Origin of the sequence: Actinoplanes sp. NBC_00393 (assembly GCF_036053395.1) — a bacterium.
Taxonomy (GTDB): domain Bacteria; phylum Actinomycetota; class Actinomycetes; order Mycobacteriales; family Micromonosporaceae; genus Actinoplanes.
The window spans coordinates 5251380-5276925 of the sequence record NZ_CP107942.1; the positions used below are offsets into that span (position 1 = coordinate 5251380).

Annotated in this window: 23 protein-coding genes; 8 read left to right on the plus strand and 15 right to left on the minus strand. The window is 71.7% G+C overall.

The window, feature by feature from the left end:
• Positions 1 to 82: 82 nt before the first annotated feature.
• The 4 genes from OHA21_RS24515 to OHA21_RS24530 all read left to right on the plus strand — a co-directional run bounded on the left by OHA21_RS24515 (position 83) and on the right by OHA21_RS24530 (position 5087).
• Positions 83 to 520 carry an RrF2 family transcriptional regulator gene (locus tag OHA21_RS24515; RefSeq protein WP_328477444.1) on the plus strand — a complete coding sequence of 146 codons (438 nt, stop codon included), beginning with the start codon at positions 83 to 85 and terminating at the stop codon, positions 518 to 520.
• A gap of 137 nt (positions 521 to 657) precedes the next feature.
• Positions 658 to 1872 (plus strand): globin domain-containing protein, encoded by a 1215-nt coding sequence (locus OHA21_RS24520; protein ID WP_328477446.1) that lies wholly within the window; start codon positions 658 to 660, stop codon positions 1870 to 1872.
• A gap of 39 nt (positions 1873 to 1911) precedes the next feature.
• Positions 1912 to 3393, plus strand: a complete 1482-nt coding sequence (locus OHA21_RS24525) for a PAS domain-containing protein (protein ID WP_328477448.1) — start codon at positions 1912 to 1914, stop codon at positions 3391 to 3393.
• Positions 3390 to 5087 carry a putative bifunctional diguanylate cyclase/phosphodiesterase gene (locus tag OHA21_RS24530; protein WP_328477450.1) on the plus strand — a complete coding sequence of 566 codons (1698 nt, stop codon included), beginning with the start codon at positions 3390 to 3392 and terminating at the stop codon, positions 5085 to 5087. The genes OHA21_RS24525 and OHA21_RS24530 overlap by 4 nt, the downstream gene beginning before the upstream one ends.
• Before the next feature lie 2 nt (positions 5088 to 5089).
• Here the strand turns inward: OHA21_RS24530 and OHA21_RS24535 are convergent, their stop codons facing one another.
• On the minus strand, positions 5090 to 6517 hold the full coding sequence (locus OHA21_RS24535; RefSeq protein WP_328477452.1) for a flavin-containing monooxygenase: 1428 nt from the start codon (positions 6515 to 6517) through the stop codon (positions 5090 to 5092).
• Positions 6514 to 8175: a GMC family oxidoreductase gene (locus OHA21_RS24540; protein WP_328477454.1), complete on the minus strand. Its 1662-nt coding sequence runs from the start codon at positions 8173 to 8175 to the stop codon at positions 6514 to 6516. The genes OHA21_RS24535 and OHA21_RS24540 overlap by 4 nt, the downstream gene beginning before the upstream one ends.
• A 78-nt stretch (positions 8176 to 8253) precedes the next feature.
• Here OHA21_RS24540 and OHA21_RS24545 point away from each other — a divergent pair, with 78 nt between their 5' ends.
• Positions 8254 to 9096, plus strand: a complete 843-nt coding sequence (locus OHA21_RS24545; RefSeq protein ID WP_328477456.1) for an alpha/beta fold hydrolase — start codon at positions 8254 to 8256, stop codon at positions 9094 to 9096.
• Positions 9097 to 10078: 982 nt separating this feature from the next.
• Here the strand turns inward: OHA21_RS24545 and OHA21_RS24550 are convergent.
• Positions 10079 to 10276: a hypothetical protein gene (locus OHA21_RS24550; RefSeq protein ID WP_328477458.1), complete on the minus strand. Its 198-nt coding sequence runs from the start codon at positions 10274 to 10276 to the stop codon at positions 10079 to 10081.
• Positions 10277 to 10461: 185 nt separating this feature from the next.
• Between OHA21_RS24550 and OHA21_RS24555 the strand changes: the two genes are divergently transcribed.
• Complete coding sequence (locus OHA21_RS24555) at positions 10462 to 11220, plus strand: SIR2 family NAD-dependent protein deacylase (protein WP_328477460.1); 759 nt, start codon at positions 10462 to 10464, stop codon at positions 11218 to 11220.
• On the opposite strand, the gene OHA21_RS24560 is transcribed toward OHA21_RS24555, so the two are convergent.
• The 4 genes from OHA21_RS24560 to OHA21_RS24575 are packed head-to-tail and all read right to left on the minus strand — an operon-like array spanning position 11198 to position 14877.
• Complete coding sequence (locus OHA21_RS24560; protein WP_328477462.1) at positions 11198 to 12679, minus strand: acyl-CoA synthetase; 1482 nt, start codon at positions 12677 to 12679, stop codon at positions 11198 to 11200. The two genes, OHA21_RS24555 and OHA21_RS24560, sit on opposite strands and share 23 nt — an antisense overlap.
• Complete coding sequence (locus OHA21_RS24565; protein WP_328477464.1) at positions 12672 to 13130, minus strand: MaoC family dehydratase; 459 nt, start codon at positions 13128 to 13130, stop codon at positions 12672 to 12674. The genes OHA21_RS24560 and OHA21_RS24565 overlap by 8 nt, the downstream gene beginning before the upstream one ends.
• Positions 13127 to 14002 carry an amidohydrolase family protein gene (locus OHA21_RS24570; protein ID WP_328477466.1) on the minus strand — a complete coding sequence of 292 codons (876 nt, stop codon included), beginning with the start codon at positions 14000 to 14002 and terminating at the stop codon, positions 13127 to 13129. Before OHA21_RS24570 ends, OHA21_RS24565 begins: the two co-directional genes overlap by 4 nt.
• Positions 13999 to 14877, minus strand: coding sequence for an SDR family oxidoreductase (locus OHA21_RS24575; RefSeq protein ID WP_328477468.1), 879 nt, complete (start codon positions 14875 to 14877; stop codon positions 13999 to 14001). The genes OHA21_RS24570 and OHA21_RS24575 overlap by 4 nt, the downstream gene beginning before the upstream one ends.
• A gap of 177 nt (positions 14878 to 15054) precedes the next feature.
• On the opposite strand from OHA21_RS24575, the gene OHA21_RS24580 reads away from it, so the two are divergent.
• A complete protein-coding gene (locus OHA21_RS24580) occupies positions 15055 to 15465 on the plus strand; it encodes a MarR family winged helix-turn-helix transcriptional regulator (RefSeq protein WP_328477470.1) in 411 nt (136 codons plus the stop codon).
• Positions 15466 to 16106: 641 nt separating this feature from the next.
• Here OHA21_RS24580 and OHA21_RS24585 read toward each other — a convergent pair.
• The 3 genes from OHA21_RS24585 to OHA21_RS24595 are packed head-to-tail and all read right to left on the minus strand — an operon-like array spanning position 16107 to position 19620.
• Entirely contained in the window at positions 16107 to 17504 is a 1398-nt protein-coding gene (locus OHA21_RS24585; protein ID WP_328477472.1) for an amidase, read from the minus strand.
• Entirely contained in the window at positions 17501 to 19156 is a 1656-nt protein-coding gene (locus tag OHA21_RS24590) for a CocE/NonD family hydrolase (protein ID WP_328477474.1), read from the minus strand. The genes OHA21_RS24585 and OHA21_RS24590 overlap by 4 nt, the downstream gene beginning before the upstream one ends.
• Positions 19156 to 19620: a DUF3237 domain-containing protein gene (locus tag OHA21_RS24595; RefSeq protein WP_328477476.1), complete on the minus strand. Its 465-nt coding sequence runs from the start codon at positions 19618 to 19620 to the stop codon at positions 19156 to 19158. The genes OHA21_RS24590 and OHA21_RS24595 overlap by 1 nt, the downstream gene beginning before the upstream one ends.
• A gap of 82 nt (positions 19621 to 19702) precedes the next feature.
• On the opposite strand from OHA21_RS24595, the gene OHA21_RS24600 reads away from it, so the two are divergent.
• Positions 19703 to 20290 carry a TetR/AcrR family transcriptional regulator gene (locus OHA21_RS24600; RefSeq protein ID WP_328477478.1) on the plus strand — a complete coding sequence of 196 codons (588 nt, stop codon included), beginning with the start codon at positions 19703 to 19705 and terminating at the stop codon, positions 20288 to 20290.
• On the opposite strand, the gene OHA21_RS24605 is transcribed toward OHA21_RS24600, so the two are convergent.
• From OHA21_RS24605 to OHA21_RS24625, 5 genes are read right to left on the minus strand one after another with little or no spacing between them, the layout of a single operon-like run.
• A complete protein-coding gene (locus OHA21_RS24605) occupies positions 20277 to 21044 on the minus strand; it encodes an ABC transporter ATP-binding protein (RefSeq protein ID WP_328477480.1) in 768 nt (255 codons plus the stop codon). The two genes, OHA21_RS24600 and OHA21_RS24605, sit on opposite strands and share 14 nt — an antisense overlap.
• Positions 21038 to 21988: an ABC transporter ATP-binding protein gene (locus OHA21_RS24610; protein ID WP_328477482.1), complete on the minus strand. Its 951-nt coding sequence runs from the start codon at positions 21986 to 21988 to the stop codon at positions 21038 to 21040. Before OHA21_RS24610 ends, OHA21_RS24605 begins: the two co-directional genes overlap by 7 nt.
• Entirely contained in the window at positions 21985 to 22833 is an 849-nt protein-coding gene (locus OHA21_RS24615; RefSeq protein ID WP_328477484.1) for an ABC transporter permease, read from the minus strand. The genes OHA21_RS24610 and OHA21_RS24615 overlap by 4 nt, the downstream gene beginning before the upstream one ends.
• Positions 22830 to 23774: an ABC transporter permease gene (locus OHA21_RS24620; protein ID WP_328477486.1), complete on the minus strand. Its 945-nt coding sequence runs from the start codon at positions 23772 to 23774 to the stop codon at positions 22830 to 22832. The genes OHA21_RS24615 and OHA21_RS24620 overlap by 4 nt, the downstream gene beginning before the upstream one ends.
• Positions 23771 to 25405 (minus strand): ABC transporter substrate-binding protein, encoded by a 1635-nt coding sequence (locus tag OHA21_RS24625; RefSeq protein ID WP_328477488.1) that lies wholly within the window; start codon positions 25403 to 25405, stop codon positions 23771 to 23773. The genes OHA21_RS24620 and OHA21_RS24625 overlap by 4 nt, the downstream gene beginning before the upstream one ends.
• Positions 25406 to 25546 lie beyond the last annotated feature (141 nt).

A 25546-nucleotide genomic window follows, 5' to 3' on the forward strand; every position in this document is an offset into this window, starting at 1 on the left:
CACCGGCACAGCCTTCGGGTTGTGTCGGTGATCTCATCACTAAAAGAGGACTCTGATACTCCTCTTTTAGTAGGTTCGACTCGTGCGACTGAACCGTTCCACCGACATCGGGCTCCGGATCTTGATGCTCGCCGCGGCCCGTTCGGAAGATCTGCTGACGATCGACGAGCTGGCCGCCGGCGTCTCGGTCCCGCGCAGCCACCTCGCCAAGGTGGTCCAGCGGCTGCAGCACCTCGGCCTGCTCGACACCGTTCGCGGCCGGGGCGGCGGTGTCCGGCTCGCCACCGCGGCAGCGGACGCGTCGGTCGGCAGGCTCATCCGCGATCTCGAGGGCGAGACCGAGGTGGTGGACTGCGCCGGCGCGCAGCCGTGCCCGCTGAGCACGGGTAACTGCCGGCTGCGGGGTGCGCTGCGCGTCGCACAGGAGGCGTTCTACGCCTCGCTCGACCCGATCACCGTCGGCGACCTGGCCGCCCCACCGGTCCGCCAGGTCCTGCTCACCCTCGGCCGATCCGGCTGACCGCCAGCGCTGCTTCCGCGCCCCTGAAGCAGCACCCGGGTCAGCCCGACCACTCGGCTGACGCTGAACGCTGCCTCCGTGCGCCGGAGGCAGCATCAGGCGTCAGCCGGACGAACCCCGTGCAACTCGGAGGAATCATGCTGTCCGCATCCAGCGCCCCGGTCATCGAGGCGACCCTGCCCGTCGTCGGCGAACACCTCGAGGAGATCACCGGCGTCTTCTACCAGACGATGATCGGCGAGAACCCGGAGCTGCTGAACCTGTTCAGCCGCAGCGCGCAGGCCACCGGTGAGCAGCGCAGCGCGCTCGGCGGGGCGGTCGCGGCGTACGCCGCCCACCTGATCGGCGCCGGGCCGGACGGCGTGCCCTTCGAGCACATCGTGGAGCGCATCGCGCAGCGGCACTGCGCCCTCGGCATCCGCCCGGAGCAGTACACGATGGTCGGCCGCTACCTGCTCGGCGCGGTCGGCACCGTGCTCGGTGACGCGGTCACGCCGCAGATCGCGGCCGCCTGGGACGAGGTCTACTGGCTGTTCGCCGCGCGGCTGATCGGGCGGGAGGCGCGGATCTACGGCGAGGCCGGGGTGGACGGCGCCGACCCGTGGCAGCTCTACACCGTGGCCCAGAAGATCACCGAGGCGCACGACACGGTCTCGTTCGTGCTGGTCCCGGCCGACGGCGGGCCGGCGCCGCACTTCACCCCCGGCCAGTACGTGACGGTCGCCGCCGAACTGCCCGGCGCCGGGCGCCAGCTGCGGCAGTACTCGCTGTCCCAGGCCGCCACCGGTGGCACGTTGCGGATCACGGTCCGGCGGGTACGCGGCACCGGCGGCGCCCCCGACGGAGTGGTCTCCGGGCACCTGCACGACCACGTGTCCGCCGGTGATCGACTGCGGATCAGCAAGCCGTACGGTGACCTCACCCTGCGCACCGGCGACAGCCCGTTGCTGCTGGTCAGCGCCGGGGTCGGGATCACCCCGATGGCGGCGATCCTGGAGCACGTGGCGCGTACCCAGCCAACCCGCGAGGTGATCGCGGTGCACGCCGACCGCACCCCGGACCGGCACCCGCTGCGCGCCGACATGAGCGGCAACGGCGCACGGCTGCGCACCTTCCGCAGCCTCTCCTGGTACGAGCAGCCGACCGCCGAACCGGACACCTACACCGGCCGGATCGACACCGACCTGATCCCCGTGCACCCGGACGCCGAGGTGTACCTGTGCGGCCCGGTCCCGTTCATGCAGTCGGTACGGGCCGGCCTGCACCGCCGCGGCATCCCGGACGAGCGGATCCGCTACGAGGTGTTCGGCTCCGAGCAGTGGCGCCCGGCGCCGGTCCCGGCAGCCGCCTGACCCCTCAAGTGGGCCGCCGCCGGGACGATAGAGCGGGGCGTGTTGACCGTCGACGCACCTCAGATCAGCGCCCCGCCGGCGGCCTCCGTCCGTGATCGCGCCGTGGACGCCGCCGGCCTGGCGTTCCTGCACGTGGACCGGACCGGCCTGATCCGGGACTGGAACCCGGCCGCGGAGCGGCTCTTCGGCTGGCGACGCGAGGAGATCCTCGGGCAGCCGCTGGCCGACACCCTCGTGCCGCCGGCGCTGCGGGCCGCGCACAGCGCCGGTTTCGCCCGGCGACTGGTGACCGGCGGCGACGGTGACGCCATCGGGCACCGGGTGGAGATGCCCGCGCTGCACCGCGACGGGCGTGAGCTGCGCGTCTCCATGATGATCGACCAGCTGGGCGACGAGGGCTTCACCGCGTTCGTCTCCGACCAGACCGACTGGTACCTGGCGCAGCAGGAGCTGCAGCGCAGCAACGCGCTGATCGGCGCGATCCTGCAGCACACCACCGCGATGATCTCGGCGAAGGACCTGGACGGCCGGTACCTGTTCGTCAACGGCGAGTTCGAGCGGATCTTCCAGGTGACCGCCGCGGACATGGTCGGCCGGGCCGAGTCGGAGATGGTGTCGGCGTCGGTGGCCGCGGTCGGCCGCGCCCACGACATCGAGGTGGCCGAGACCGGAACCGCCAAGACCGTCCTCGAAGAGGTCCCGTTCGGCGACGACATCCGCCAGTACGTGGTGACCCGGGTGCCGCTGACCGACCCGGACGGCTCGGTCTACGGGGTCTGCATGATCGCCATCGACGACACCGCGCGGCGCCGCAGCCAGGACGTCATCGCCGCCGGTGAGCAGCGGTTCTGGAACACGGTCAACAACGCGCCCGGCATGCTCTACCAGTTCCGGATGGAACCGGACGGCAGCACGGCCTTCACCTTCGTCTCCGACGGCTGCCGCGACATCTACCACCTGGAGCCGGAGGAGATCATCCAGACTCCGAACCGGGCCATCGACATGATCGCCGAGGAGGACCGGGAGTCCTTCGTCGCCAGCGTGCTGGAGTCGGCGCGCACCCTGGAGCCGTGGGACTGGCGGGGCAGCGTGCTGCGCCGCGACGGCAGCCGCCGCTGGCTGTACGGCGTCTCCCGCCCGCACCGCGAGCCCGGCGGCGCGACCGTCTGGGACGGCATGCTGCTCGACCGCACCCGCGAGCGGGACACCGAACTCGACCTCGCCGCGGTCCGCGGCGACCTGGACAACCTGGTCGACCGGCTGGCCAGCACCTCGTTCGTCGTCACCGTGGAGCCGGACGCGATCGGCGGTTCGGAGCCGGTGGCGGCGCTGGCGGCCCTGGTGGTCCCGGAGGAACGCGCCGGCCTGGACGAACTGTGGGCGGCCGCCGTGCGCGGCGAACGGGTCGACGCCGGGCGCACCGGTCCCGGCGGGCCGGTCCACATCCGGATGCGGGCCCGTCGCGACGGCGCCCGTACCCAGGTCGGCGTGGCCTGCTTCGAACTCGGGCGGATGCGGTGACGACGACGGCCACCGGTCCGAGCCCGCGGCTGCCGCACAAGCTGGGCGAGATCGGCGTACCGCTGACGCCGCTGCCGGCGGGCACCCCGCTCGCCGAGATCGAAGCCGTGCTGGCCGCGGATCCGCTCGCGCCCGGCGTCGTCATCCGGACCGCGACCGGATTCCGGCTGATCAGCCGGGCCGCCGCCGCCCGCGCCGCGCACGCCGGCCTCGGCCCCACCGCCGCCGACCTGCCCGGCGCCGACGTGCCGCCGGTGCCGGCCGGCACCGATCTCGACCTCGCCGCCGAGGCTGCGCTGGCCCGCCCGGCCACCGAGCGCGAGGAACCGGTGCTGATCAGCTGGACCGACGGCCGGTACGGCGCGGTCGCCATGATCGAACTGCTGGCCGGGATGGCCGGCCGGTTCACCCGGCTGTCGCGGACCGACCCGCTCACCGGACTGCCGAACCGCGCCATGGTGCACGCCGAGGGGCAGCGCCGGCTCGACGCCGGTGAGCTGACCGCGGTGATCCACCTGGGACTCGACCGCTTCCAGGACGCCAACGACGTGCTCGGCCACCACGGCGCCGACACCCTGCTGCACCTGGTCGCCGGCGCGCTCAGCGACGCCCGCGGACCGGGTGAGCTGGCCGCCCGCCTGGACGGCGACCAGTTCGTCGTGCTCGTCTCCGAGTTACCGCCCGGGCAGACCCCGCAGAGCATCGGCCGCCGCCTGGCCGCCGGCATCCGCGGCCCGCACCCGGTCGACGGGCTGCCGATCAGCGTCGAGGCCAGCGTCGGGATCAGCCTCGCCGACCACCACGACGTCACCGTGCTGATGCGCCGGGCCGCCGCGGCGATGCGGCGGGCCAAGCACGAGCGGACCGGCGTGGTGGAGTGGTCGCCGGGCCTGGACACCAACCAGCGGGTCGACCTGCGGCAGCTCACCGAACTGCGGGCCGGGCTGCGCGCCGGTCACCTGCGGCTGCACTACCAGCCGCTGCACGACGCGCGCACCCGGGAGCTGCACGGCGTGGAGGCGCTCGTCCGCTGGCAGCACCCGCAGCGTGGCCTGCTGCCGCCCGGGGTCTTCCTGCCCGACGCCGAGCGCTCCGACGTGATCCTGGAGCTGACCGACTGGGTGCTCGCCGAGGCGCTGCATCAGGCCGCGGTCTGGCATCGGGCCGGTCACCACGTACCGGTGTCGGTCAACCTGCCGCCCGCCTACCTGGCCCAGGACCGCGCCGTACCGACCATCAAGACCCTGCTCGACCTGGAGCGGCTGCCGCCGTCCCTGCTCACTGTGGAGATCACCGAGACCGCCGTGCTGACCCGGCCGGACCTGGTCGCCGCGCAGCTCGCCGAACTGCGCGCGGTCGGCGTCCGGGCCGCGATCGACGACTTCGGCACCGGCTACACCTCGCTCGGGCTGCTGCCGCGGCTGCCGATCGACGAGCTGAAGATCGACCGCTCGTTCGTGGTCCGGGTGCACGACTCCCCGGCGCACGCCACGATCATCGACTCGGTGATCGCGATCGCCCGGTCCCTCGGGATGATCGTGGTCGCCGAAGGGGTGGAGGACGAGCCGACCGCCGCCGACCTGGCGGTGGCCGGCGTCGACCTGCTGCAGGGCTACCACCTCAACCGGCCGCAGCCGCCGGAGGCCCTGCCGGCCCACTTCAGCCCGTGCCGACCGGTCCCGGCGGCCGCCTGACGTCAGTGGAAGTCGGAGCGGACCAGACGGGCGGTGCGGCGGCGGTACTCGACGGCCTTCCCCGGCCAGTTCGTGACGACCCGGCCGGTGGCGGTCCGATACCAGCTCTGGCACCCGGTCCAGACACTTCCGGCGAGGCGCCCCTGGATCTCCTCGTCGTAGGCGGCCGCGTGCTCCGCGCGTACCTCGAGAGGTCTGCTCTGATCGGCGACCAACCGCACCGCTTGCGCGATGTATCGCGCCTGGGCCTCATGGAAATAGATCACCGAGGTGTTGCCGGTGTTCGTGTTCGGTCCGTAGACCAGGAACATGTTGGGAAAACCGGGCACCGTGATGCCGAGGTGGGCGCGCGCGCCGTCGCGCCACTCGTCCTCGAGCCGCACGCCGTCGCGGCCGGTCACCCGGATCGGCACCAGGAACTCGGTCGCCGCGAACCCGGTGCCGTAGATCAGCACGTCACACCGGTGCTCGGCGCCGTCCGCGGTCCGGATCCCGTCCGGGGTGACCGCGATGATCTTCTCGGTGATCAGGCTGACGTCGGGCCGGGCCAGCGCGGGCAGCCAGCCGTTGGTGAACAGCACCCGCTTGCAGCCCAGCGGCTCGTCCGGGGTGACCTTGGCACGCAGCTCCGGATCGCGCACCTGCCAGCGTCGCTGCGCCCGCGAGTAGCCGCGGACCAGCGGGTTCACCACCCGGTTGCCGCCGACGGCGGCGCCCTGGATCAGGGTCAACCCCCAGGTGGCGGCGCGGGAGAGCTGCATCAGGGCCGGGATCTTCCGGTACGCGGTACGCCGCACCCGCCCGTAACGACGGTCCGGTTTGGGCAGCGTCCACGGCGCGGTCCGCTGGAAGACGGCGACATGGGCGGCCTTCCCGGCGATCTCCGGGACGAGCTGGATCGCGCTGGCGCCGGTGCCGACCACGGCGACCCTCTTCGCGGCGATCGTGATCTCCGGATCCCAGTGGGCGGTGTGCACCTGGATGCCGCGGAAGGTTTCCGCCCCCGGCAGCACCGGGGTGCTGGGCCGCGAAAGCTGCCCCACCGCCGGGACGAGCACGTCCGCAGTGACCACTTCACCGCTGGTCAGGGTGAGCTGCCACCGCGTCCCGTCCCAGGCCGCTTCGGCCACCTCGGCGCCGAACCGGACCAGATCGGTCACGCCCAGCTCGCCGGCGCAACGCTGCAGATAGGCCAGGATCTCCTGATGCGGCGGGTAGCGCCGGGACCAGTCCGGGTTCGGGGCGAAGGAGAACGAGTAGAGCGGCGCCGGCACGTCACACGCGCACCCCGGGTAGATGTTGTCCCGCCACACCCCGCCGATCCGGTCCGACTTCTCCAGCAGCACGATGTCGCGGAACCCCTGCTTGAGCAGCTCGGCCGCGGCTGCCACGCCGCCGAACCCGGCCCCGATGATCGCCACCCGCGTCATAGCCGCAACGCCGCCGGTGCGTCGGCCGGGACGACCGGGTTCTTCGGCGCCACCGGCTCCACCTTGCGGTAGGCCTCGCCCACCGCCGGACGCGGATCGGGCTCGCCCACATTCGGCCAGAGCGACATGGCCCGCTCGGCGAGCGCGGTGATCGTCAGCGACGGATTCACCCCGAGGTTCGCGGCGACCACCGAACCGTCGGCGATGTGCAGGCCCGGATATCCGAACAGCCTCTGGTACGGGTCGACCACCCCACCGTCCGGGTCCGCGCCGATCGCGCAGCCGCCGATGAAATGCCCGGTCACCGGCCGCCCGGCCAGCTCGGTGTAGGCCCCGAGCGGCACGCCGTCGATCTTCTCGGCGGTGCGGCGGGCCACGTCGTGCGCGGCCGGGTTCCACACCGGGTTCGGCTCGCCGATGCCGGGCTTGCTGGTCAGCCGGCCCCGCTTGCGGTAAACCGTGATCGAGTTGTCCAGGGGCTGCATGGCCAGCAGCACCACGGTCTGCCGCGACCAGTCCCGCGGCGACAGGTACAACCGCAGGTCCTTCCCGGCGCGGGCCAGTTTCTTGCCGGCGGCGAGCCAGCGGGACCGGCCGCCGGTGTCGCCGACCAGCACGGTCGCGAGCAGGCTGAGCAGGTTGCTGCCGGGGCCGTACCGGACCGGCTCGACGTGGGTCACCGGGTCCGGGTAGATCGACGAGGTGACCGCGACGCCGTGGCTGTAGTCGCGGTCCCGGCGGCGGGTGCGGGCGCCCAGGATGGACTCCGAGTTGGTGCGGCTCAGCTCGCCGAGCCGCGCCGAGATCGCGGGCAGCGGGCCGCCGTCGCGCATCCGGTGCAGCAGCCGCTGGGTGCCGAGCGCGCCCGCGGCGAAGACGACCTGCTCCGCGGTGAACCGGCGCTTCCTGCGCCCGCCGGTGCGCCGGGTGTCGATCGCGTAGCCGCCGCCGGGCAGCGGGGTGACCGTGCGGACCGTCGTGAGTGGATGCACCTCGGCGCCGGCCTTCTCGGCCAGGTAGAGATAGTTCTTCACCGTGGTGTTCTTCGCGTTGCGGCGGCAGCCGGTCATGCAGGCGCCGCACAGCGTGCAGTTGCGCCGGGCCGGGCCCACCCCGCCGAAGAAGGGGTCCGGCACCTCGGCGCCGGGTCTGCTCCCCTCCTTGGCGAACAGAACCCCGACCGGGGTACGCCGGAACGACTCCCCCACCCCGAGATCGTCCGCGACGGCCTTGAGGGCGTGGTCGGCAGCTGTCTCCACGGGGTTGACGGTCACGCCGAGCATCCGGTTGGCCTGCGCGTAGTACGGCGCCAGCTCGGACTTCCAGTCGGTGATCGCGGACCACTGCGGGTCGGCGAAGAACGCGTCCGGCGGCTCGTACAGGGTGTTGGCGTAGCCCAGTGAGCCGCCGCCCACCCCGGCGCCGGAGAGCACCAGCACGTCCTTGAGCAGGGTCATCCGCAGGATGCCGAAGCAGCCCAGGGCCGGTGCGTACACATAGTCACGCAGCCGCCAGGACGTCTTGGCGAACTGCTCGTCGGTGAACCGGCGACCGGCTTCGAGGACGCCGACCCGGTAGCCCTTCTCGGTCAGGCGCAACGCGGTGACGCTTCCGCCGAAGCCGGAGCCGATGACGAGAACGTCGTAGTCGTACGACATCGCCGTACCATCACACCCTTATTGGCAACATGTCAACAACGGGTTTCCGGTCTTGGCTAGCAGTGCCAATCTGTACGGATGACGGAGCTTTCCCACTTCCGGCAGGGCAGCGGCCCGCCCCTGGTGCTGATTCACGGCATCGGCAGCCATTGGCAGGTGTGGTCGCCGGTCCTCGACGAGCTGACCCGCCACCGCGACGTGATAGCCCTCGACCTCCCCGGCTTCGGCGCCTCCCCACCCTGGCCACCGCCCGCCGCGACCCCAACCGCCGCCGACATTCCACAGTCCGCGCTCCCGCCACCACCCGGATCGGTCGCTCACCTCGCCGACCTCGTCACCGCTTTCCTGGACCGGCTCGGGGTGCAGAATCCCGAGGTGGGCGGCAACTCCCTCGGCGGCGGCATCGCCCTCGAACTGGGCCGCCGCGGCGTAGCCCGCTCCGTCACGGCCTTCTCCCCGGTCGGTTTCTGGAGCAGCGCCGGCCGCCGCTGGTGCCAGACCGTCGTGGGCGCCGCCCGCACCGGCGCGGTCCGCCTCCAACCAGCCCTGCCCGGCATCATGAACTCCCGCGCCGGCCGGGCCGCGTTCTGCGCGCCCTTCTTCGCCCACCCGGCCCGCCTGCCGGCCGCCGACGGCCTCTCCGCGGCCCGCGCCCTGGCCGCCGCCCCGGGCTTCGCCCCGACCCGCCGGGCCTTCGCCGACCTGCCACCGTGGAGCTGGACGAACACCGGCGCCCTGACCCGCATCCCGGTCACGATCGCCTGGGGTACGCGAGACGCCGTCCTCCCCTACCGCACCCAGGCCCGCCGCGCCCGAACCGTCCTGCCCACCGCCCGCCACGTCCGCCTGCCCAGCTGCGGCCACCTCCCCTTCGCCGACAACCCCACCCGCTGCGCCGCCCTCCTGCTCCGCCACCCATGACCGCCACAGCCCACCCCAGCTGACGCCAACCGCTGCCTCCCAGCCCCCGATACAACACTCACCGTCAGCCCACTCACCCCAGCTGACGCCAACCGCTGCCTCCCAGCCCCCGAAACAACACTCACCGTCAGCCAACCCACCCCAGCTGACACCAACCGTTGCCTCCCAGCCCTCGAAACGACACTCACCGTCAGCCCACTCACCCCAGCTGACGGCTAGACACAGAGGCGGTTCTTCATTGAGGTGGCCCGGCCGGCCGGAGGCGGACCACGTCTCATCCCGGTCGGAGCCTGGGTCGGGGCCGGTTGAGCGTCTGAGAGTTCGCCTTCGGCGCCACCCGGCGGGGAGGTACGGCGGCCCCGATGACATATGGGTTCCCGAACGCCGGCACACCCGTGGCGGGTGTAGGTACACCCGCCACGGGTGTGGCCGCTTTCGGAAGGTCTCCCGCCGCAGAGCGCCGGCCGCCGCGCGATGTGCCCTGCCTGCCGGGGCGGGTCCGGCTGGATCGAAGGGAGGGCGGGCTGGTGAGCGCCTGCACGGCGACCCGGCCGGCCCACCCGGCACATCTCGCGATCGAGGCGAGCGGCCGGGTGGCTCGGGGGCGGTTGGCGGCTCGGTAGACGGCCGCCGAATCCGGACCGATGGGCGAGACCCCGACGCCGGAGACCCGCTAGCGCTGCATCCCGCCCCGAAGCGACGCTCACCGTCAGCCGGGCCCGACCGCATTCGGCAAGCTCTTCGCGGCCGCTAGGCCATGCGGGTGGTTGCGGCTACCTCCGCCTCTTCGATCTTGCGGAGTTGCCCGGGAACGGTGCGCGCGAGAGTTACCAGATCGGCGGTTCGGCACGCCGCCTTGGCACGCACGTAGAAGCATCGGCACGCGAGCCGGCTGACGGTGAGCGCTGCGTCCTGGTGCTGGAAGCAGCGTTGGCGGTCAGCCGGGGCTGGAATGTGCCGTGCGGGGTGAGCCGGAGAAACGCTAGCGGGTGAGCCAGGTGACCAGCATGATCAGCAGGAAGAGGACGCTGGACACGACGGTGACGGTGGCTACCAGGGTGCTCACGCCGGATTCGGAGCGGGCCGGGCGGTCGACCGGGGTGGCCAGGTTGCCGACCGTGGTGAGCACGCGCGAGCCGGCGTGGCGTAGCCGGCGGAGGAGGGCATGATCGTCGGTCACGAGCGGCGAGCCCGCCGTGATCGACCAGCCGCTGGGGAGTCCAGTCCGGACATATGACCACACCTCCAGGCACCGCCTCACTCGACCGGTCAACGACCCATGGGCGGAACAGTGATGCGGCGCCGGGTGTGGCACTGCGACACTCTTCCGTGCCTAGGTACGGATCATCGCCGGGAGGGGATCGCATGGAGCACCTGCGGGAGGCCGCGAAGCTGCTGGCCCAGGCGCAGCGGGTGGCCGTCTTCACCGGCGCCGGGATCTCGGCGGAGAGTGGCGTGCCCACCTTCCGGGACGCGCTCACCGGTTTGTGGGAACGGTTCGACGCGCAGTCACTGGCCACGCCGCAGGCGTTCCAGGAAGATCCGGAGCTGGTCTGGGGGTGGTACGAGTGGCGCCGCCACCGGGTGACCAGCGTCCGCCCGAACGCGGGTCACGACGCCGTGGCCGCGATCGAGGCGCACGCCCCGCACACCGCGGTGATCACGCAGAACGTCGACGACCTGCACGAACGAGCCGGTTCAGCGCAATCCGTCCACCTGCACGGCAGCCTGTTCGCGCCGCGCTGCACCATCTGCGCCGAACCGGCGGTGCTGCCCGCGCTCACCGGTGAACCGGACGGCGGACGGCGTCTCGCACCGCCGTCGTGTGCGAGCTGCGGCGGCATGATCCGGCCAGGGGTGGTGTGGTTCGGCGAGTCGCTGCCGGAGGCGGCTCTGGAGGCGGCGGTCCGGGCGGCCGCCGACGCCGACGTGTTGCTGACCATCGGTACGTCGGGACTGGTCTACCCGGCCGCCGAGATCCCGCGGCTGGCGGCCCGGTCCGGCGCCGCGGTGATCCAGGTGAACCCGCAGCCCACGCCGCTGGACCGGATCGCCGCCGTCAACCTGCACGGCCCGGCCGCCGGCACCCTGCCCGACCTGGTCAGCCTGGCCTGGCCGGACTGAGGCGGCCGGGCAGCGGCAGGTCCCGCAGCGGCCCCTTGCGAACCTTGTTGGACCCGGTCCGCGGCAGCTCCGCCACCACGTCGACGTAGACCGGGATCTTGTACTTGGCCAGCCGCCCGGCGAGGAAGGCCGGCACGTCGGCCGGCTCCAGACGGGAACCGGGCACCGGTACGACGAACGCCCGCCCCACCTCACCCCACTTCTCGTCCGGCACCCCCACGACCGCGGCCTCCGCCACCGCCGGATGCTCGAAGATGGCGGCTTCGACCTCGGCCGGATACACGTTCTCGCCGCCGGAGATGAACATGTCCTTGGTCCGGTCGACGATCCGGAAGTGCCCGTCGTCGCCAACCACGGCCAGGTCGCCGGTGCGGAACCAGTCACCGTCCACGAAGGACGCCGCCGTCGCGGCCGGGTCGTTCCAGTAGCCGGGCGTGACGTTGGGGCCGCGGACCAGGACCTCGCCCGGCTCCCCGCCTCCCCCTTCGACGCGGACGTCGGTGAAGAAGACCGGCAGCCCGGCCGACCCGACGTGCTCGCGGCTCTCCCGCGCTTCCAGGAAGGTCGCGCCCGGCGCCGTCTCGGTCATCCCGTAGCCCTGGCAGAACGCCAGCCCCCGGTCCTGGTAGGTGCGGATCAGCGCCTCCGGCACGGACGCGCCGCCGGTCATCAGGTTGCGCACCGAGGACAGGTCTGCGTCCGCCCAGCGCGGCGACTGGGCCAGGCCGGCGAACATCGTCGAGACCCCGAACATCCAGGTCACTCGGTGTTTGGCGATCATGTCGAAGCAGCCGTCGACGTTCCAGCCCGGCATGATCACCGAGGTGCCGCCCTTGAGGAAGGTGGGCAGCAGGCACTGGTTGAGCGCGGCGACGTGGAAGAGCGGGGCGCTGACCAGGGTGACCTCGTCGCTCGCCACGTCGACGCAGACCAGCAGGTTGTACGTGTTCCAGATCAGGTTGCCGTGGGTGAGCATGGCGCCCTTGGGGTTCCCGGTCGTCCCCGAGGTGTAGAGAATGCAGGCGACATCATCGTGGCTGACGGGTTCGTCCAGCTCGACCGGCTCACCGCTCCCCACAAAACCCTCGAAGTCCGACAAATCCACTTTGATTGGAATGTCGCCTTCGAAGGGCTGCGCGGTGATCAGTGCGATCGCCCCGCTGTGGCGCATCTGGTAGGAGATCTCCGGCGCGGTCAGCCGGAAGTTGAGCGGCACGAAGATCGCACCGAGCGCGTACGTCGCGAACATCGTCTCGATGAACGACGGATGATTCGGCCCGAGATAGGCGACCCGGTCGCCGGGCCGCACTCCGGAACCGCGCAGAGCCGCGGCCAGCCGGAGAATGCGCTGGTGCAGTTCGGCGTACGAAATCGGCTGATCCTCGAAGACCAGCGCCGTGCGGCCGGGCGACATCGCCGCCCGGCGCGCCGGCCAGGATCCGATGCCGGAGTTACGCATAGTGCCGGTAGACGGGACGTGCGATGCAGGCGGGCTTCGGTGAGCCGTCCACCTCGACGATGAAGTCGAACGTGCTCTGCACCCCGCCGCCGGCCACCTCCTCGACGCTGACCACCTTGGCGTTCAGCCGGATCTTCGCACCCACCTTCACCGGGCTCGGGAACCGCACCTTCTCCAGCCCGTAGTTGAGGCCCATCTTGACGCCCTCGACCTTGAGCAGCGACGAGAAGAGCGGGATGACCAGCGACAGCGTCAGGTAGCCGTGGGCGATCGGCCCGCCGAACGGTCCGCTCTTGGCCCGCTCCACGTCCACGTGGATCCACTGGTGGTCGTCGGTGGCGTCGGCGAAGGTGTTCACCCGCTCCTGGGTGATCTCCAGCCACTCGGACGAACCGAGGTCCTGGCCGACGAGTGCCTTGAGTCCGTCGAGGCCGTTCACGGTGGTGGTCATTTGGCGTTCTCCCTGAATAGAAGGCGGGCCGCGTTGTCACGCAGAATCTTGGGCCGGACCGTGTCCTTGATGTCGAGCTTCGCGAAGTCGGCGAGCCACCGGTCCGGGGTGATCACCGGGTAGTCGGAGCCGAAGAGCACCTTGTCCTGCAGCAGGCTGTTCGCGTACCGGACCAGCTGCGGCGGGAAGTACTTCGGCGACCAGCCGGAGAGATCGATGTGCACGTGCTCCTTGTGGGTGGCGACCGCGAGGGCCTCGTCCTGCCAGGGGAAGGACGGGTGAGCCAGGATGATCCGCAGGTCCGGGAAGTCCACCGCGACGTCGTCGACCAGCATCGGGTTGGAGTACTTGAGGCGGATCCCGCCGCCGCCGCGGACCCGGGCGCCGATGCCGGTCTGTCCGGTGTGGAACAGCGCGACCGCCCCGAGTTCCTCGATCGCCTCGTACAGCGGGTAGGCGAGCCGGTCGTCGGGGGCGAAGCCCTGCAGGCTGGGGTGGAACTTGAAGCCTTTGATCTTGAACTGCTCGACGAGTCGCCGGGCCTCGCGGACGCCGGCCCGGCCCTTGTGCGGGTCGATGCTGGCGAACGGGATCAGCACGTCCGGATGCTCCGCGCAGTTCGCGGCGATCTCCTCGTTGGCGATCCGCGGATGCCCCGTGGCGTGCTCGGCGTCCACGGTGAAGACGACGGCGGCCATGTTGCGGTCGCGATAGTAGGACGCCATCTCGTCGATGGTCGGCTGCCGGTGGTCGTGCGCCTTGAAATAGTCGGCCGAGGCGCCGAGCAGCGCCGGGTCGAGCGAGCTGCGCCCGTCGCGGCTGACCTCGGCGTGCGTATGCACGTCGATGGCGGTGAGCTGGTCGAGGTTCATGACCGCGGGGCCGGAATGCCGTAGGTCTCCGGCGCGAAGTCCCAGGCGGCCTCGATCGCGTCCGCCGTCCAGCCCCCGTCGGCGAACTTGACCGTCTTCTCCGCCGGGTGCGACCAGAGTGCGAGCTTGTCGCCGCCGATCCCGATCGCCTGCCCAGTGATGTCCTTCGCGGCGTCCGAGGCCAGGAACGTGATCAGCCCGGTGACATCCTTGACCGTTCCGAGCCCCTCATCACGGCGCAGCCAGGCCGGATAGGGCTGCCCGGTCCGCTCCGCCTCCTCGATCACCGGACCGAACGCCGGAATCGTCTTCGTCATCTCGGTGGCCGCCACCGGCACCACCGCGTTCACCGTGATCCCGGCCCGCCCGAGCTCGAGCGCCCAGGTCCGGGCCATCGCCGCGATGCCCGCCTTGGCCGCCGCGTAGTTGGTCTGCCCGAAGTTGCCCCGCTGCCCGGCCGGCGACGAGATCAGGATCAGCCGCCCACCGAAACCCTGCTCGCGCATCCGGACCGCGGCCGCCCGGGCGCAGGTGAAGGTGCCACGCAGGTGCACGTTCACCACGGCGTCGAAGTCGTCGTCGGACATCTTCCAGAGCACCCGGTCGCGCAGAATGCCGGCGTTGGTGATCAGCACGTCGAGCCGGCCGAAGCTCTCCACCGCCGCGGCGACCAGCCGGTCCGCGGTCTCGGTGCTGCCGACCGCCGCCGCCACACCGACGGCTCCGGGGATCTCGGCGACCGCTGCGTCCACGACAGCCTGGTCCACGTCGTTGACGACCACCGACGCACCGGCCGCGGCGAGCGCCTTGGCGTAGGCCAGACCCAGCCCGCGCCCGCTGCCGGTGACGATGGCGACCCTGCCAGTCAGATCCATGCTCATCAACCTCTCACAGAAGATGCGGGCGGTGCACCGGCCCGGGCCCCGCAGCCGTCGATCCGGCACACCGCCGCGTCATTAACAGGAATCCTGTTGATCTCGAGTCAACCTGACGATCAGGTTTCCTGTCAATGGGGTAATCTGGCGTCCCCTGCGAAACCGAGGAGCATCGTGATGCCGTCCCTGCTCTACCTGGTCAAACAGCTCGAACTCGCGGTGCGCAGCCACCTCGACGACCTCGTGCGCTCCGCCGGCATCACCGCCCTGCAATACACCGCGCTCACCGTCCTCGAACGCCACGACGGCCTCTCCGCCGCCCAACTCGCGCGCGACTCGTTCGTCACCGCGCAGTCGATGGCCGACATGGTCCGCACCCTGGAGACCCGCGGCCTGATCCGCCGCGAACGCAACGCCGGCAACCGCCGCGAACTCCTCATCCGCCTGACCGACGAGGGCCGCTCGCTGCTGACGACGTTCGCCGGCCCGGTCCGCGAACTGGAAGACCGCATGATCGGCAAACTCACGGCGGCGCAGGCCGCCGAATTCCGTCACTCCCTGGTGAGCGCGTGGCAGTCTTTGACCTGATTTCGTACGGGCAATGGCCGTCCCCCACAATCCACACCTCCCCGCCGCACGACGCGGCCCGGCAGCCAGGCCGGGCCCCAGCGCGGCCGCCGGGAAACAGCACGGGGCTGAGCTTCACACGCACCGCCGGCGCGCCGGTACCGCGCAAACCACCAGTCCAGCTGGTTAACCCGGCGGTTCCAGCCACCCCGTTGACACAGCCGTGAGAACCAGCCCGCCGGTCCAGCTGACACCAAGCGCTGCCTCCCGGCCCCCGAAGCAACACTCACCGTCAGCCGAGCCGGCCAGCTGACCCCCACTGCTGCCTCCCGGCCCCCGAAGCAACACTCACCGTCAGCCCGGCCGGTCCAGCTGACCCCCACTGCTGCCTCCCGGCCTGCGAGGCAGCGCTCAGCGCCAGCCGAGCCGACCAGCTGACGGCCACCGCTGCCTCCCGGCCCGCGAGGCAGCGCTCAGCGTCAGCCGAACCGGCCAGCTGACGGCCACCGCTGCTTTCCGCGCCGGGAGGCAGCGCTCAGCGTCAGCTGAGGAAACCGGCTGACGGCCAGCGCTGCTTCCCGCGCCGGGAGGCAGCGGTGGCCGTCAGCCCGGGTCGGTCGGCTGGCTCTCAGGGCTGTTCCGGAGGGGCGGGAACAGCCGTGTTAACCAGCCGGTATGGGGGTGACGGGTGGGAACGCGGCCTCGATGTCGCGGGCGGCGGCGAGCGCGATGTGATCGGCATGCTGGCGGGCGATCACCTGGACGCCGAGCGGGCGGCGGCCGGAAAGACCAGTCGGGACGGCGACGGCGGGCAGGCCGAGGAAGTTGGCCGTCACGAGCAGGCGGTGGGCACGCCAGAGTTCTGTGGTCGCGGCGGGGCCACTCAGGTCGTACCCGATTTGCGGCATTTCCTGAGTGGTCACCGGGCCGAGCACGACTGGATAGCGGGAGTGGAACTCACGCCACGCCGCGGCGTGCACGAAGCGCTCCGCCCAGGCGCCCTGGTAGGCAGCGGACGTGTCCAGGAGGGTGACGTCGGCGATGTTGTCGCGGAAGTACTGGACGGTCCCGGCCGACAGCGGCCCCGGGAAGACGCCCGGGTTGATCAGCATCGGCGCGTTCTCGGTGGAGGAGAGCTGCCGCCAGAGGACGGCGCACCGGTCGACCGCCGGCGGCGACACCTCCTCGACCTCCCAGCCCGCTGCGGCCAGCGCCGACGCGGCCGCGCGCACCGCACCGGCAACCGCCGGATCGACTCCCCAGCCGGCCGGGTCCACAGTGACCGCTACCCGGCGCGGCCCGTCGTAGCCGGACGGATGCGGCACCGACAGCGACAGCGGGTCGTAGGAGTCAGCGCCGTGCATGACCGAGAACAGCAGGTCGAGGTCGTCGACGGAGCGGGCGAGCGGCCCGTTCACCGCCATCTGCTGCAGGGACAGCGGCAGCGGCTCGACGGTCCGGGACGGCGCCGGCACCCGCCCGGCCGAGGGACGCAGCGCGGTGATCCCGGCCGCGTGGGCGGGCAGCCGCAGCGACCCGCCGTAGTCGTTGCCGAGCCCGGCCGCGGCCATGCCGGTCGCCACCGCCACCGCGTCGCCGCCCGACGACCCGCCGGGCACCCGGTCCGGGTCCCAGGGGTTGACGGTCCGCCCGTACAGATCGTTGTCGGTGTCCCAGCGCAGGCCGATGTCCGGCATGTTGCCGCGCCCCACCGGGATCGCCCCGGCCGCGAGGAGCCGGTCGACGAACGTGGCGTTCGCGGGCGGGACGTTCCCGGTCGCGAACGGCAGCCCCGAGGTAGTCGCCGACCAGGTCAGGTCGATGTTCTCCTTCACGGTGATCGGCACCCCGGCCAGCGGCCCCGGGTCGGAACCCGCGGCGATCCGGGCGTCCAGGGCGGCGGCCGCGGAACGAGCCTGATCGTCGAGGACGACGGTCACGGCGTTGACCTTCGGGTTCACCGCGGCGATCCGATCCAGGTGGGCATCGACGACGGCGGTCGCGGTGAGCCGGCCGTCGCGGACCTGGGCGGCGATCTCGGTCGCGGTCAAGTTGATCATGAATCGCCTTTCGAAGCGGCAAGGGCGGTCAAGGTGAGGCGGGTGTCGCCGAGGTGGATCCGCTGCTGGTTCGGGATGGTCTTGACGGCCAGCCAGCGGTGCTCGCCGGTGCCGGGGGCGGGCACGAACTCCGGCGCATCGCTGCTGCTCAGCGTCAGCCGCAGCGCGTGCCCGGCGGCGAGCCGGTAACCGGTGTGCCCGAGGTCGAGCGTGACCGGGCACGACGTGCCGGGAGAGAGGATCGTCTGCTGTCCGCGAGCGATCAGCCGGGCGCTGCCGTCCGGCGCGACGTCGAGCAGCCGGGCGAACAGGTCCATCTCCGGCCCGTCCGAGCCGACCGCGGTGTCGAGGCGGATCGGCCCGGCCAGGTCGAGCGGCGTGGTCCGGGGCGGGCCGGTGAAGACCAGCACGTCGGGCCGGTTGCCGAGCAAGCGCTCGTCCGGATGCTCGGCCAGGAACGAGAAGGCGTCCGCGGCCGGCGAGGGCACCGGGTCGGCAGCGTCGTGCGTCCAGACCGCGGTCTCCGCCGGCCCGGGCTCGGAGCCGAGGGTTCCGCCGGGCACGTCACTCACGGCCGCAGCAGCACCCGCCGGATGAACCACGATTTCGTACGCGGAAACCGGCGGCCAACTCGAGCAGGAGCGCCACGACGGGTCGCCGGATCCGGCCAGCTGCCACCGCACACGCGGCAGCACAGTGTCCTTCCCCCGCAGGAACACGTCGAAGAACTCGACCGCCGGATCCAGGTACCGCGGCAGGAAGGACGCGTCGGTGTTCGGCACGCCCAGCGAGAAGTGGCTGTTGTTCTCGTGATCGATCGCTTCGAGCAGCAGGTACTCGTTGCGGGCCCAGGCCGGCCGCCGCTGCAGCTCCCGGTGATCGTGCCACTGCCAGGGCGCGCAGTTGTCCCACCAGCCGATGGTCATCAGCACCGGCACGGCCGGCGCGTCGAACGGATGCCCGGCCGGGAACCGCCGCAGGTTCACCGGGTGCGGGAACCACACGTCGTAGGACGCCGACCGGCTCCCGACCGCCTCGAAGAACTCCTCGACGCGGGCCGCGTACGGCCGCCGGGTCCAGTCCAGCTCCCACTCGAGGATGTCCCGGTCGTGGAACATGCTGAGCGGATAGAACCGGGCTACACCCATCTCGACGTCGTGCGTACGCTGCCCCGGCACCGGCCCGGGCAGCTCACCGAGGCGGGTGCCGGTGACCCGCGGGGCGATCGCCCGCAGCGCCGGGTGCCCGGTCGACGCGGCCGCCCACTGGGTGAACCCGTAGTACGAGTCGCCCCACATCCCGACCACACCGTCCGACCACTCCTGCTGGACGATCCAGTCGAGGGTGTCGTGCCCGTCGTACGCCTCGTTCACGAAGAGCAGCGTCTCCCCTTCGGATCGGAACTTCCCGCGCACGTCCTGCACCACCATCGTGTAGCCGCGCGCCGTGAAGTACGCCGCCACCCGAGGCATGAACGTGTATTCGCCGCACTTGTCGTACGGCAGCCGGGTCAGCACCACCGGCCCCGGCCCCACCGGACCCGCGGGCAGATAGACGTCGGTGGCGAGGCGTACCCCGTCGCGCATCCGCACCATGTGCTGCCGGGCGTCCGGCGAGAGCGGCCCCGGCCCCGTCCGCTGCACCGGGATCATCAGAGCACCTCGAAGAAGCGGATGCAGACCTGGCCGTTCTCCCCGCGCGCCAGCCCCACGAAGACCGACTCGGCGAGCCACCGGTGCGCCGGCGCGTCGGTGCGGAACACCGGGCTGGTCCGGTAGTAGTACATCGTCTCCGGCAGGTCCTCCCCCGCCTCGACCCGCGCGTCGATCTCCGGCGTGGCCCGCCAGAACCCGCGATTGTGGATGTCGATCACCGCGCCGTCGGAGGCCAGCAGCAGGTAGTGGGCGTCCAGTTCGGTCACCTGACCACGGGTGGTCGACCAGTCCCCACCGCCGGCCAGGACGCTGCCGGACAGCCGGGGACCGGAGACCGTGCCGCCGGTGATCGGGGTGAACATCAGCACCTCCTCCGGCCCGCGGCCCACGTGCAGGGTTTCGGCCACGTCGACCCGTGCCTCGAAGGCGAAGACCAGACGGGGGTCGGGCAGCTCAGGCATGAGGCTCCTCGTTTTCTTTTCCGAAATGACAATCAATTAGGCTGTGGGCGCGCAGACTGGGAGCGCCGAGAGGGAGGGCCGGATGGGACGTCCGAGCATGGCCGCGGAACGGACCGAGCAGATCATGCAGGCCACCGCGCGCTGCCTGCAGAAGAACGGCCTGGCCGGGACCACTCTCGAGCGGGTGGCCGAGGAGTCCGGGCTCAGCCGCAGCCACGTCCGGCACTACGTCGGCAACCGGGACGACCTGCTCCGCAAGTTCGCGAACTGGCTCTACACCGGATGCGAGGCCGAGTTCATCGGCAGGATCGCCGCCGCGCCCGCGCCGCAGAAGCTGCCGATCGCGATGGACTACCTGTTCAGCAGCGGGTTCCTGCCGATCAGCGACGACGACACGGTGATTCGCGAGCTCATCACGGCCGGGGTCGCCGACGAGAGCATCCGCACCACCATGCAGGGCCACTACACGCTCGCCATCCAGGCGGTGGAGAACGCGCTGGCCGCCGAGTACCCGGCCGCTTCTCCGGGCGCCCGCCGCTCCGCCGCGTACGGATTGTGGTGTCTGGCGATGGGCAACTCGATGATGGCCGAGCTCCAGCTCCCGGTCGCCTCCGGCGGCCTGGTCCGCACCGCCGGCGAGGCGCTGCTGGAACGCCTCAGCCACGACTGACCGCCCGGGACGGCACCCAGCCCGGGCGCGGCACCGACCCGATGAGCTTGCGGGTGTAGTCGGCGGACGGCTCGGTCAGCACCTGCTCGACCGGGCCGGACTCGACCACCCGCCCGCGGGACATCACCACCACGTCCTCGCAGACGTGCCGCACCACCGACAGGTCGTGGGTGATGAACAGGTAGGCCACCCCGGTGGCCGCCCGCGCGTCGACGAGCAGGTTGAGGATCTGCGCCTGGATGGAGACGTCCAGTGCGGCCACCGCCTCGTCCAGGACCAGCAGTTTCGGGTCGGCGGCCAGCGCGCGGGCGATCGCCACCCGCTGCCGCTGCCCACCGGAGAGCGCCCGCGGCAGGGCTTCGCCCAGCCGGCGGTCCAGGCCGACGAGATCCAGCAGTTCGGCGGCGCGCGCGTCCCGGCCGGGCCGGTCCAGCGCGGTGTGGTGCTTCAGCACCTCCGCGAGGCAGCCGCGCACGGTCTGCCTGCGGTCCAGGCTCTGATAAGGATCCTGAAACACCATCTGTACGACCGAAGCACGCCGCCTGCGGTCACCGGGGGAACTCTCGCCGTTCAGCAGCACTGTTCCGGAGGTGGCCCGTTCCAGACCGGTGATGATCCGGGCGCAGGTCGTCTTGCCGGAGCCGGACTCGCCGACCACCGCCAGGGAGCCGCCGGCCGGCACCGAGAAGCTGACGCCGTCCACCGCGACGAACCCGCCCTTGAAGACTTTCCGCAGGTCACGAACCTCTAGCACGGCACCTCCAGGTGACAGGCGACCGAACCGGAGCCGATGGTCAGCAGTGCCGGGCGTACCGATCGGCAGCGGTCCCCGGCGTGTGGGCAACGGTCCGCGAAGACACAGCCGGCGGGCGCGTCGGCCGCGGACTGCGGCGTGCCCGGCACGGTCTCCAGGCGCGTGCCGGGCGGCACGGTTCCGGGCCGGGACCGCAGAAGCGCCTTCGTGTACGGGTGTCGCGCCTCCGTGTGCAGCCGAGCGGCCGGCAGGATCTCGACGATCTCCCCGGCGTACATGACGGCGATCCGGTCACAGACCGCGGCGGCCAGTTCCAGGTCGTGCGAGATGAACAGCAGCGCGGCCGCACGCCGGTGCCGCTGCTCGTTGAGGATCGCCACCACCTCCTCCTGGGTGGTCACGTCGAGGGCGGTGGTCGGCTCGTCGGCGAGGATGAGTTTCGGCTCGGTGGCCAGGGCCGCGGCGATCACCACCCGCTGCAGGAGGCCGCCGCTCAACTCGTACGGCCGCTGGGTGAGCCTGCGCGGCACATGGTCGACGCCGACCTCGGACAGCAACCCGGCTGCCCGCCGCGTCGCCTCGGCCCGCCCGAGGCCCTGGTCGCGCAGCACCTCGGTGAGGAAGTCGCCGACCGTGCGCACCGGATTGACCGTGGCGCGCGGATCCTGGAAGACCATGGCGACGTCCCGCGACCGCATCCGGCGCAGCTCGGCGGGGCTCAGCGCGTACACGTCGGCGCCGCCGAACGTCACCTTGCCGCTGACCGTGGCGCCGTCCGGCAGCAGCCGCACCACCGACTTGACCGTCATCGACTTGCCCGAGCCGGACTCGCCGACCAGGCCGACCGCCTCCCCCGCGTGCACGGCGAGGGTGACGTCCCGCAGGATCGGCCGATCACCGATCCGCATCGCGAGCCCGTCGAACTCCAGAAGGGGTGAGGTCATCGCACGTCACCGCCGAATCGCAGGGCCAGGCGTTCGGCCAGGGCGGTGAACGCGACCACCGTGACCACCACGGCGACGGCGGCGACGAGGGACTGCTGCGGGAAGCCGGCCAGGATCGACGGCTGACCGTTCGCGATCATCAGCCCCCAGTCCGCTGCCGGTGGCTGCAACCCGAGGCCGAGGAACGAGATCGAGGCGAGGTCGATCATGGCGTACCCGAATCCGATCGCGGCCTGGACCACCAGCAGCGGCGCCAGGTTCGGCAGCAGATGCCGCAGGCAGATGTGCCAGGCGGAGAAGCCCTGCACGCGCAGCGCCTCGATGTAGGGCAGCGACCGCTCGCGCAGCGCCGCGGCCCGCATCACCCGGGCGATGACCGGCACGAACGCCAGCGACAACGCCACCACCGGGGTGACGAACCCGGTGCCGAACAGCGCCGCCACGGTGATCGCCAGGACCAGGCCGGGGAACGCGAACAGCACGTCCAGGGCGCGGGAGATCAGGTTGTCGAACCAGCCGCCGAACCAGGCCGCGGTGATCGCCAGGGTACTGCCGACGGTGCCGGCGGCGAGCACCACGATCAGTGGGCCGGCCAGGCTGGTCCGGGCGCCGTGGATCAGCCGGGAGAGCAGGTCGCGGCCCAGGTCGTCGGTGCCGAGCCAGTGCTGCGGCGAGGCCGGGGCGTAGGCGTTGAGCGGGTCCACGCCGTTCGGGTCGTAGGGCGCCAGCCAGGGTGCCGCGATGGCGACGCAGACGACCAGCACGCAGACCACACCGGCCGTCGCGGGCACCCAGCGCACACCGGCGAGGCGCTTGATCGGTGCCCGCATGATCATCGCCGTCATGGGGCGCTCCCCTTCAGCAGGCGCGGGTCGAGCACCGCGTTGGTGACGTCGACCAGCGTGTTGACCACCACGAACACGGTGACCAGCAGCAGCGACAGGGCCTGCACGACGACCAGGTCCTGCCGGGCGGCGCTCTGCACCAGCAGCGAGCCGAGCCCGCTCACCCCGAACGCCTGCTCGGCGACCGCGGTGCCGGCGAACAGCCCGGCCACGGTCACGCCGGAGACCGCGAGGATCGGCGGGGCGGCGTTGCGCAGCACGTGGCGGCGCAGCACGGTCCGGCGCGGCAGCCCGCGGACCCGGGCGGCGGCCACGTGGTCGGCGGCCAGTTCGGCGCGGACCTCGGTCCGGGTGATCCGGCTGACGTAGGCCAGGTAGCCGCCGCTGAGCGCCAGCGCGGGCAGGGTCAGGTGGTGGATCCGGTCCCAGAAGCCGGTTCCGGAGCCGTACACCGGGAACCAGGAGAGCTTGGTGGCGAAGATCCAGATCAGCAGGATCGCGGCGACGAATGCCGGGGCCGCCATCAGGACCGTGGTGGTCACGGTGAGCGCGCCGTCCACCGCCCTACCGGCGACGCCGGCCACGATCCCGGCGGCCACCCCGACGATCAGGATCAAGAGTGCGGCGTACGCGACGAGCAGCGCCGTGTTCGCCAGACGTGCCCCGATCAGGCTCGTCACCGGCTCCTTCAGGACCATCGAGTCGCCCGGGTTGCCGGAGAGCAGACCGGAGAGCCAGTGCCAGTACTGCGCGAGGAACGGCTCGTCGAGGTGATAGCGGGCCCGGATCTCGGCGAGCGCCGCCGGGTTCGGCTGGTGCCCGCCCGCGAGCAGGCTCGCCGGGTCGCCGGGCGCCAGATACAGCGCTCCGAAGATCACCAGGCTGGCCACCGCGACCGTGGCCACCAGCGCGCCCGCCTTCCGCGCCAGGAACCACATCATGGGGCGCCCACCTCGGCAGCCCACGCGGAGCTGATGTAGGAGAACGAGGCCGGGGCGCCGGTGAGGCGCTTGTTGAGGAACAGCCGGTTGTACGAGCCGGCGAGCGTGATCTGCAGCTTGGCCGGCGCGAACACGGCCTGGGCGGCGACGAACTTCTCCGCCGACACGGCCGGGTCGGTGGCCGACGTGGCCGCCGCCATGTTCGCGATGACCTCGGGGTTCTCGTAGTTCGTCCAGTTGAACGCGGCGCCCGGGAAGACGAAGCCCGGCGCGTAGTAGAGCGCGCCCGGCACCTCGAGGTAGCCGGTGGTGGCGATCAGGTCGATGCCCTTGCGCAGCGCCGGGTCGTAGAAGAGGCCGGCGAACTCGGCGGGCTGCAGCTGCTTGATCGTGAGGGTCAGGCCGATCTGCTGGGCGGCGGCCTGGGCGATCGTGGCGGTCTGCAGCAGTGACTGGTCACCGGCCGGGGTCGCGATCACCAGCTCGGTGCGGCTCGGCGCGGCCTCGGTCACCAGTTTCTTCGCGGCGTCCAGGTCGGCCCTGCTGGTGTCGGGCAGGGCGGCGTACCCCGCGTCGTAGACGGCCTTGGCCGGACTGCCCTGCCAGGCCAGCGGCGGGGTGAAGGTCTTCAGCGGCTCCCCGGCGCCCTTGAGCACGCTGGTCACGAAGCTGCCCTTGTCGATCGCCAGGTCCAGGGCCTGCCGGATCCGCGGGTCGGCGGCCGGGCCCTCGGCGGCGACCGCGCCCAGGCTGACCGTCTCGGTGCTCGGGCCGAAGTACAGCTTGCCGGTCTCCGAGCGCTGGAGCGCGGCGATGCTGCCGACCGGGGCGCCGTAGACGCCGTCCACCTCGCCGGAGAGCAGGGCGCTGGTCAGCGTGCTGCTGTCGGTGAGCGGGACGAAGTCGATCGCGACGGCCTTGGCCTTGCGGGCGGAGTCCCAGTACGAGTCGTTGCGCTCGATCGTGATCCGCTGCCCGCTCTGCCAGGCGCCGAGCTTGAACGGGCCGGTGCACATCAGGCCGCCACTCGGGGTGCCGAACGCCGGGCCGGCCTCGGTGGCGAACTTCTGCTGGATGATCGCGCCGGGGACGCCGGCCAGGTCCGGGACGAACTGCACGTCCGGAATCTTGAAGCGGACCGTGACCTCGAGCGGGCCGGTCTTCTCGATGGCGCTGACGTTGGCGTAGACGTGTGCCGCGTACGAAGCGATTTTGGGGTCCATGTTGCGCTTCAGGCTGTAGACCACGTCGTCGGCGGTGAGCGCGGAACCGTCCCAGAACGTCACCCCGTCGCGCAGGGTGATCACCACGGTGGCCGGGTCCTTCTGGGTCACCTCGCTGGCCAGGCCCGGTGCGGTGGAGTAGTCCGTCCGCAGGCGCAGCAGGCTCTCGCAGAGGTTGGTACCGACCGTGTTGGCCGAGTAGTCGCCGGTGCGGGCCGGGTCGAGGGAGGCCGGCTCGCCGGAGGGCAGGGCCCAGGTCACCTTCGCCACCTCGCCGGTGGCGGCCGGGGTCGTCTCGACGAGCTCGATCTTCGGGGCGCTCGCCGATCCGGACTCGCCGCCGGCGGAGCAACCCGCGAGCGCGACGCCGGCGATCAGGGCGGAGGCGATCACTCTATGAATGGACATCGATATCTCTCCCTGGACTGGGACACGAGGTCGCAGCACCACCCGGGAGGCTCGGCCCGGTGGAGTGTGGCGACCGCCTCAGGTTTCCGCCCCGGGCCATAGATTGTCAATCCTGGAAATCAACTATTAATTGCGCGCTGT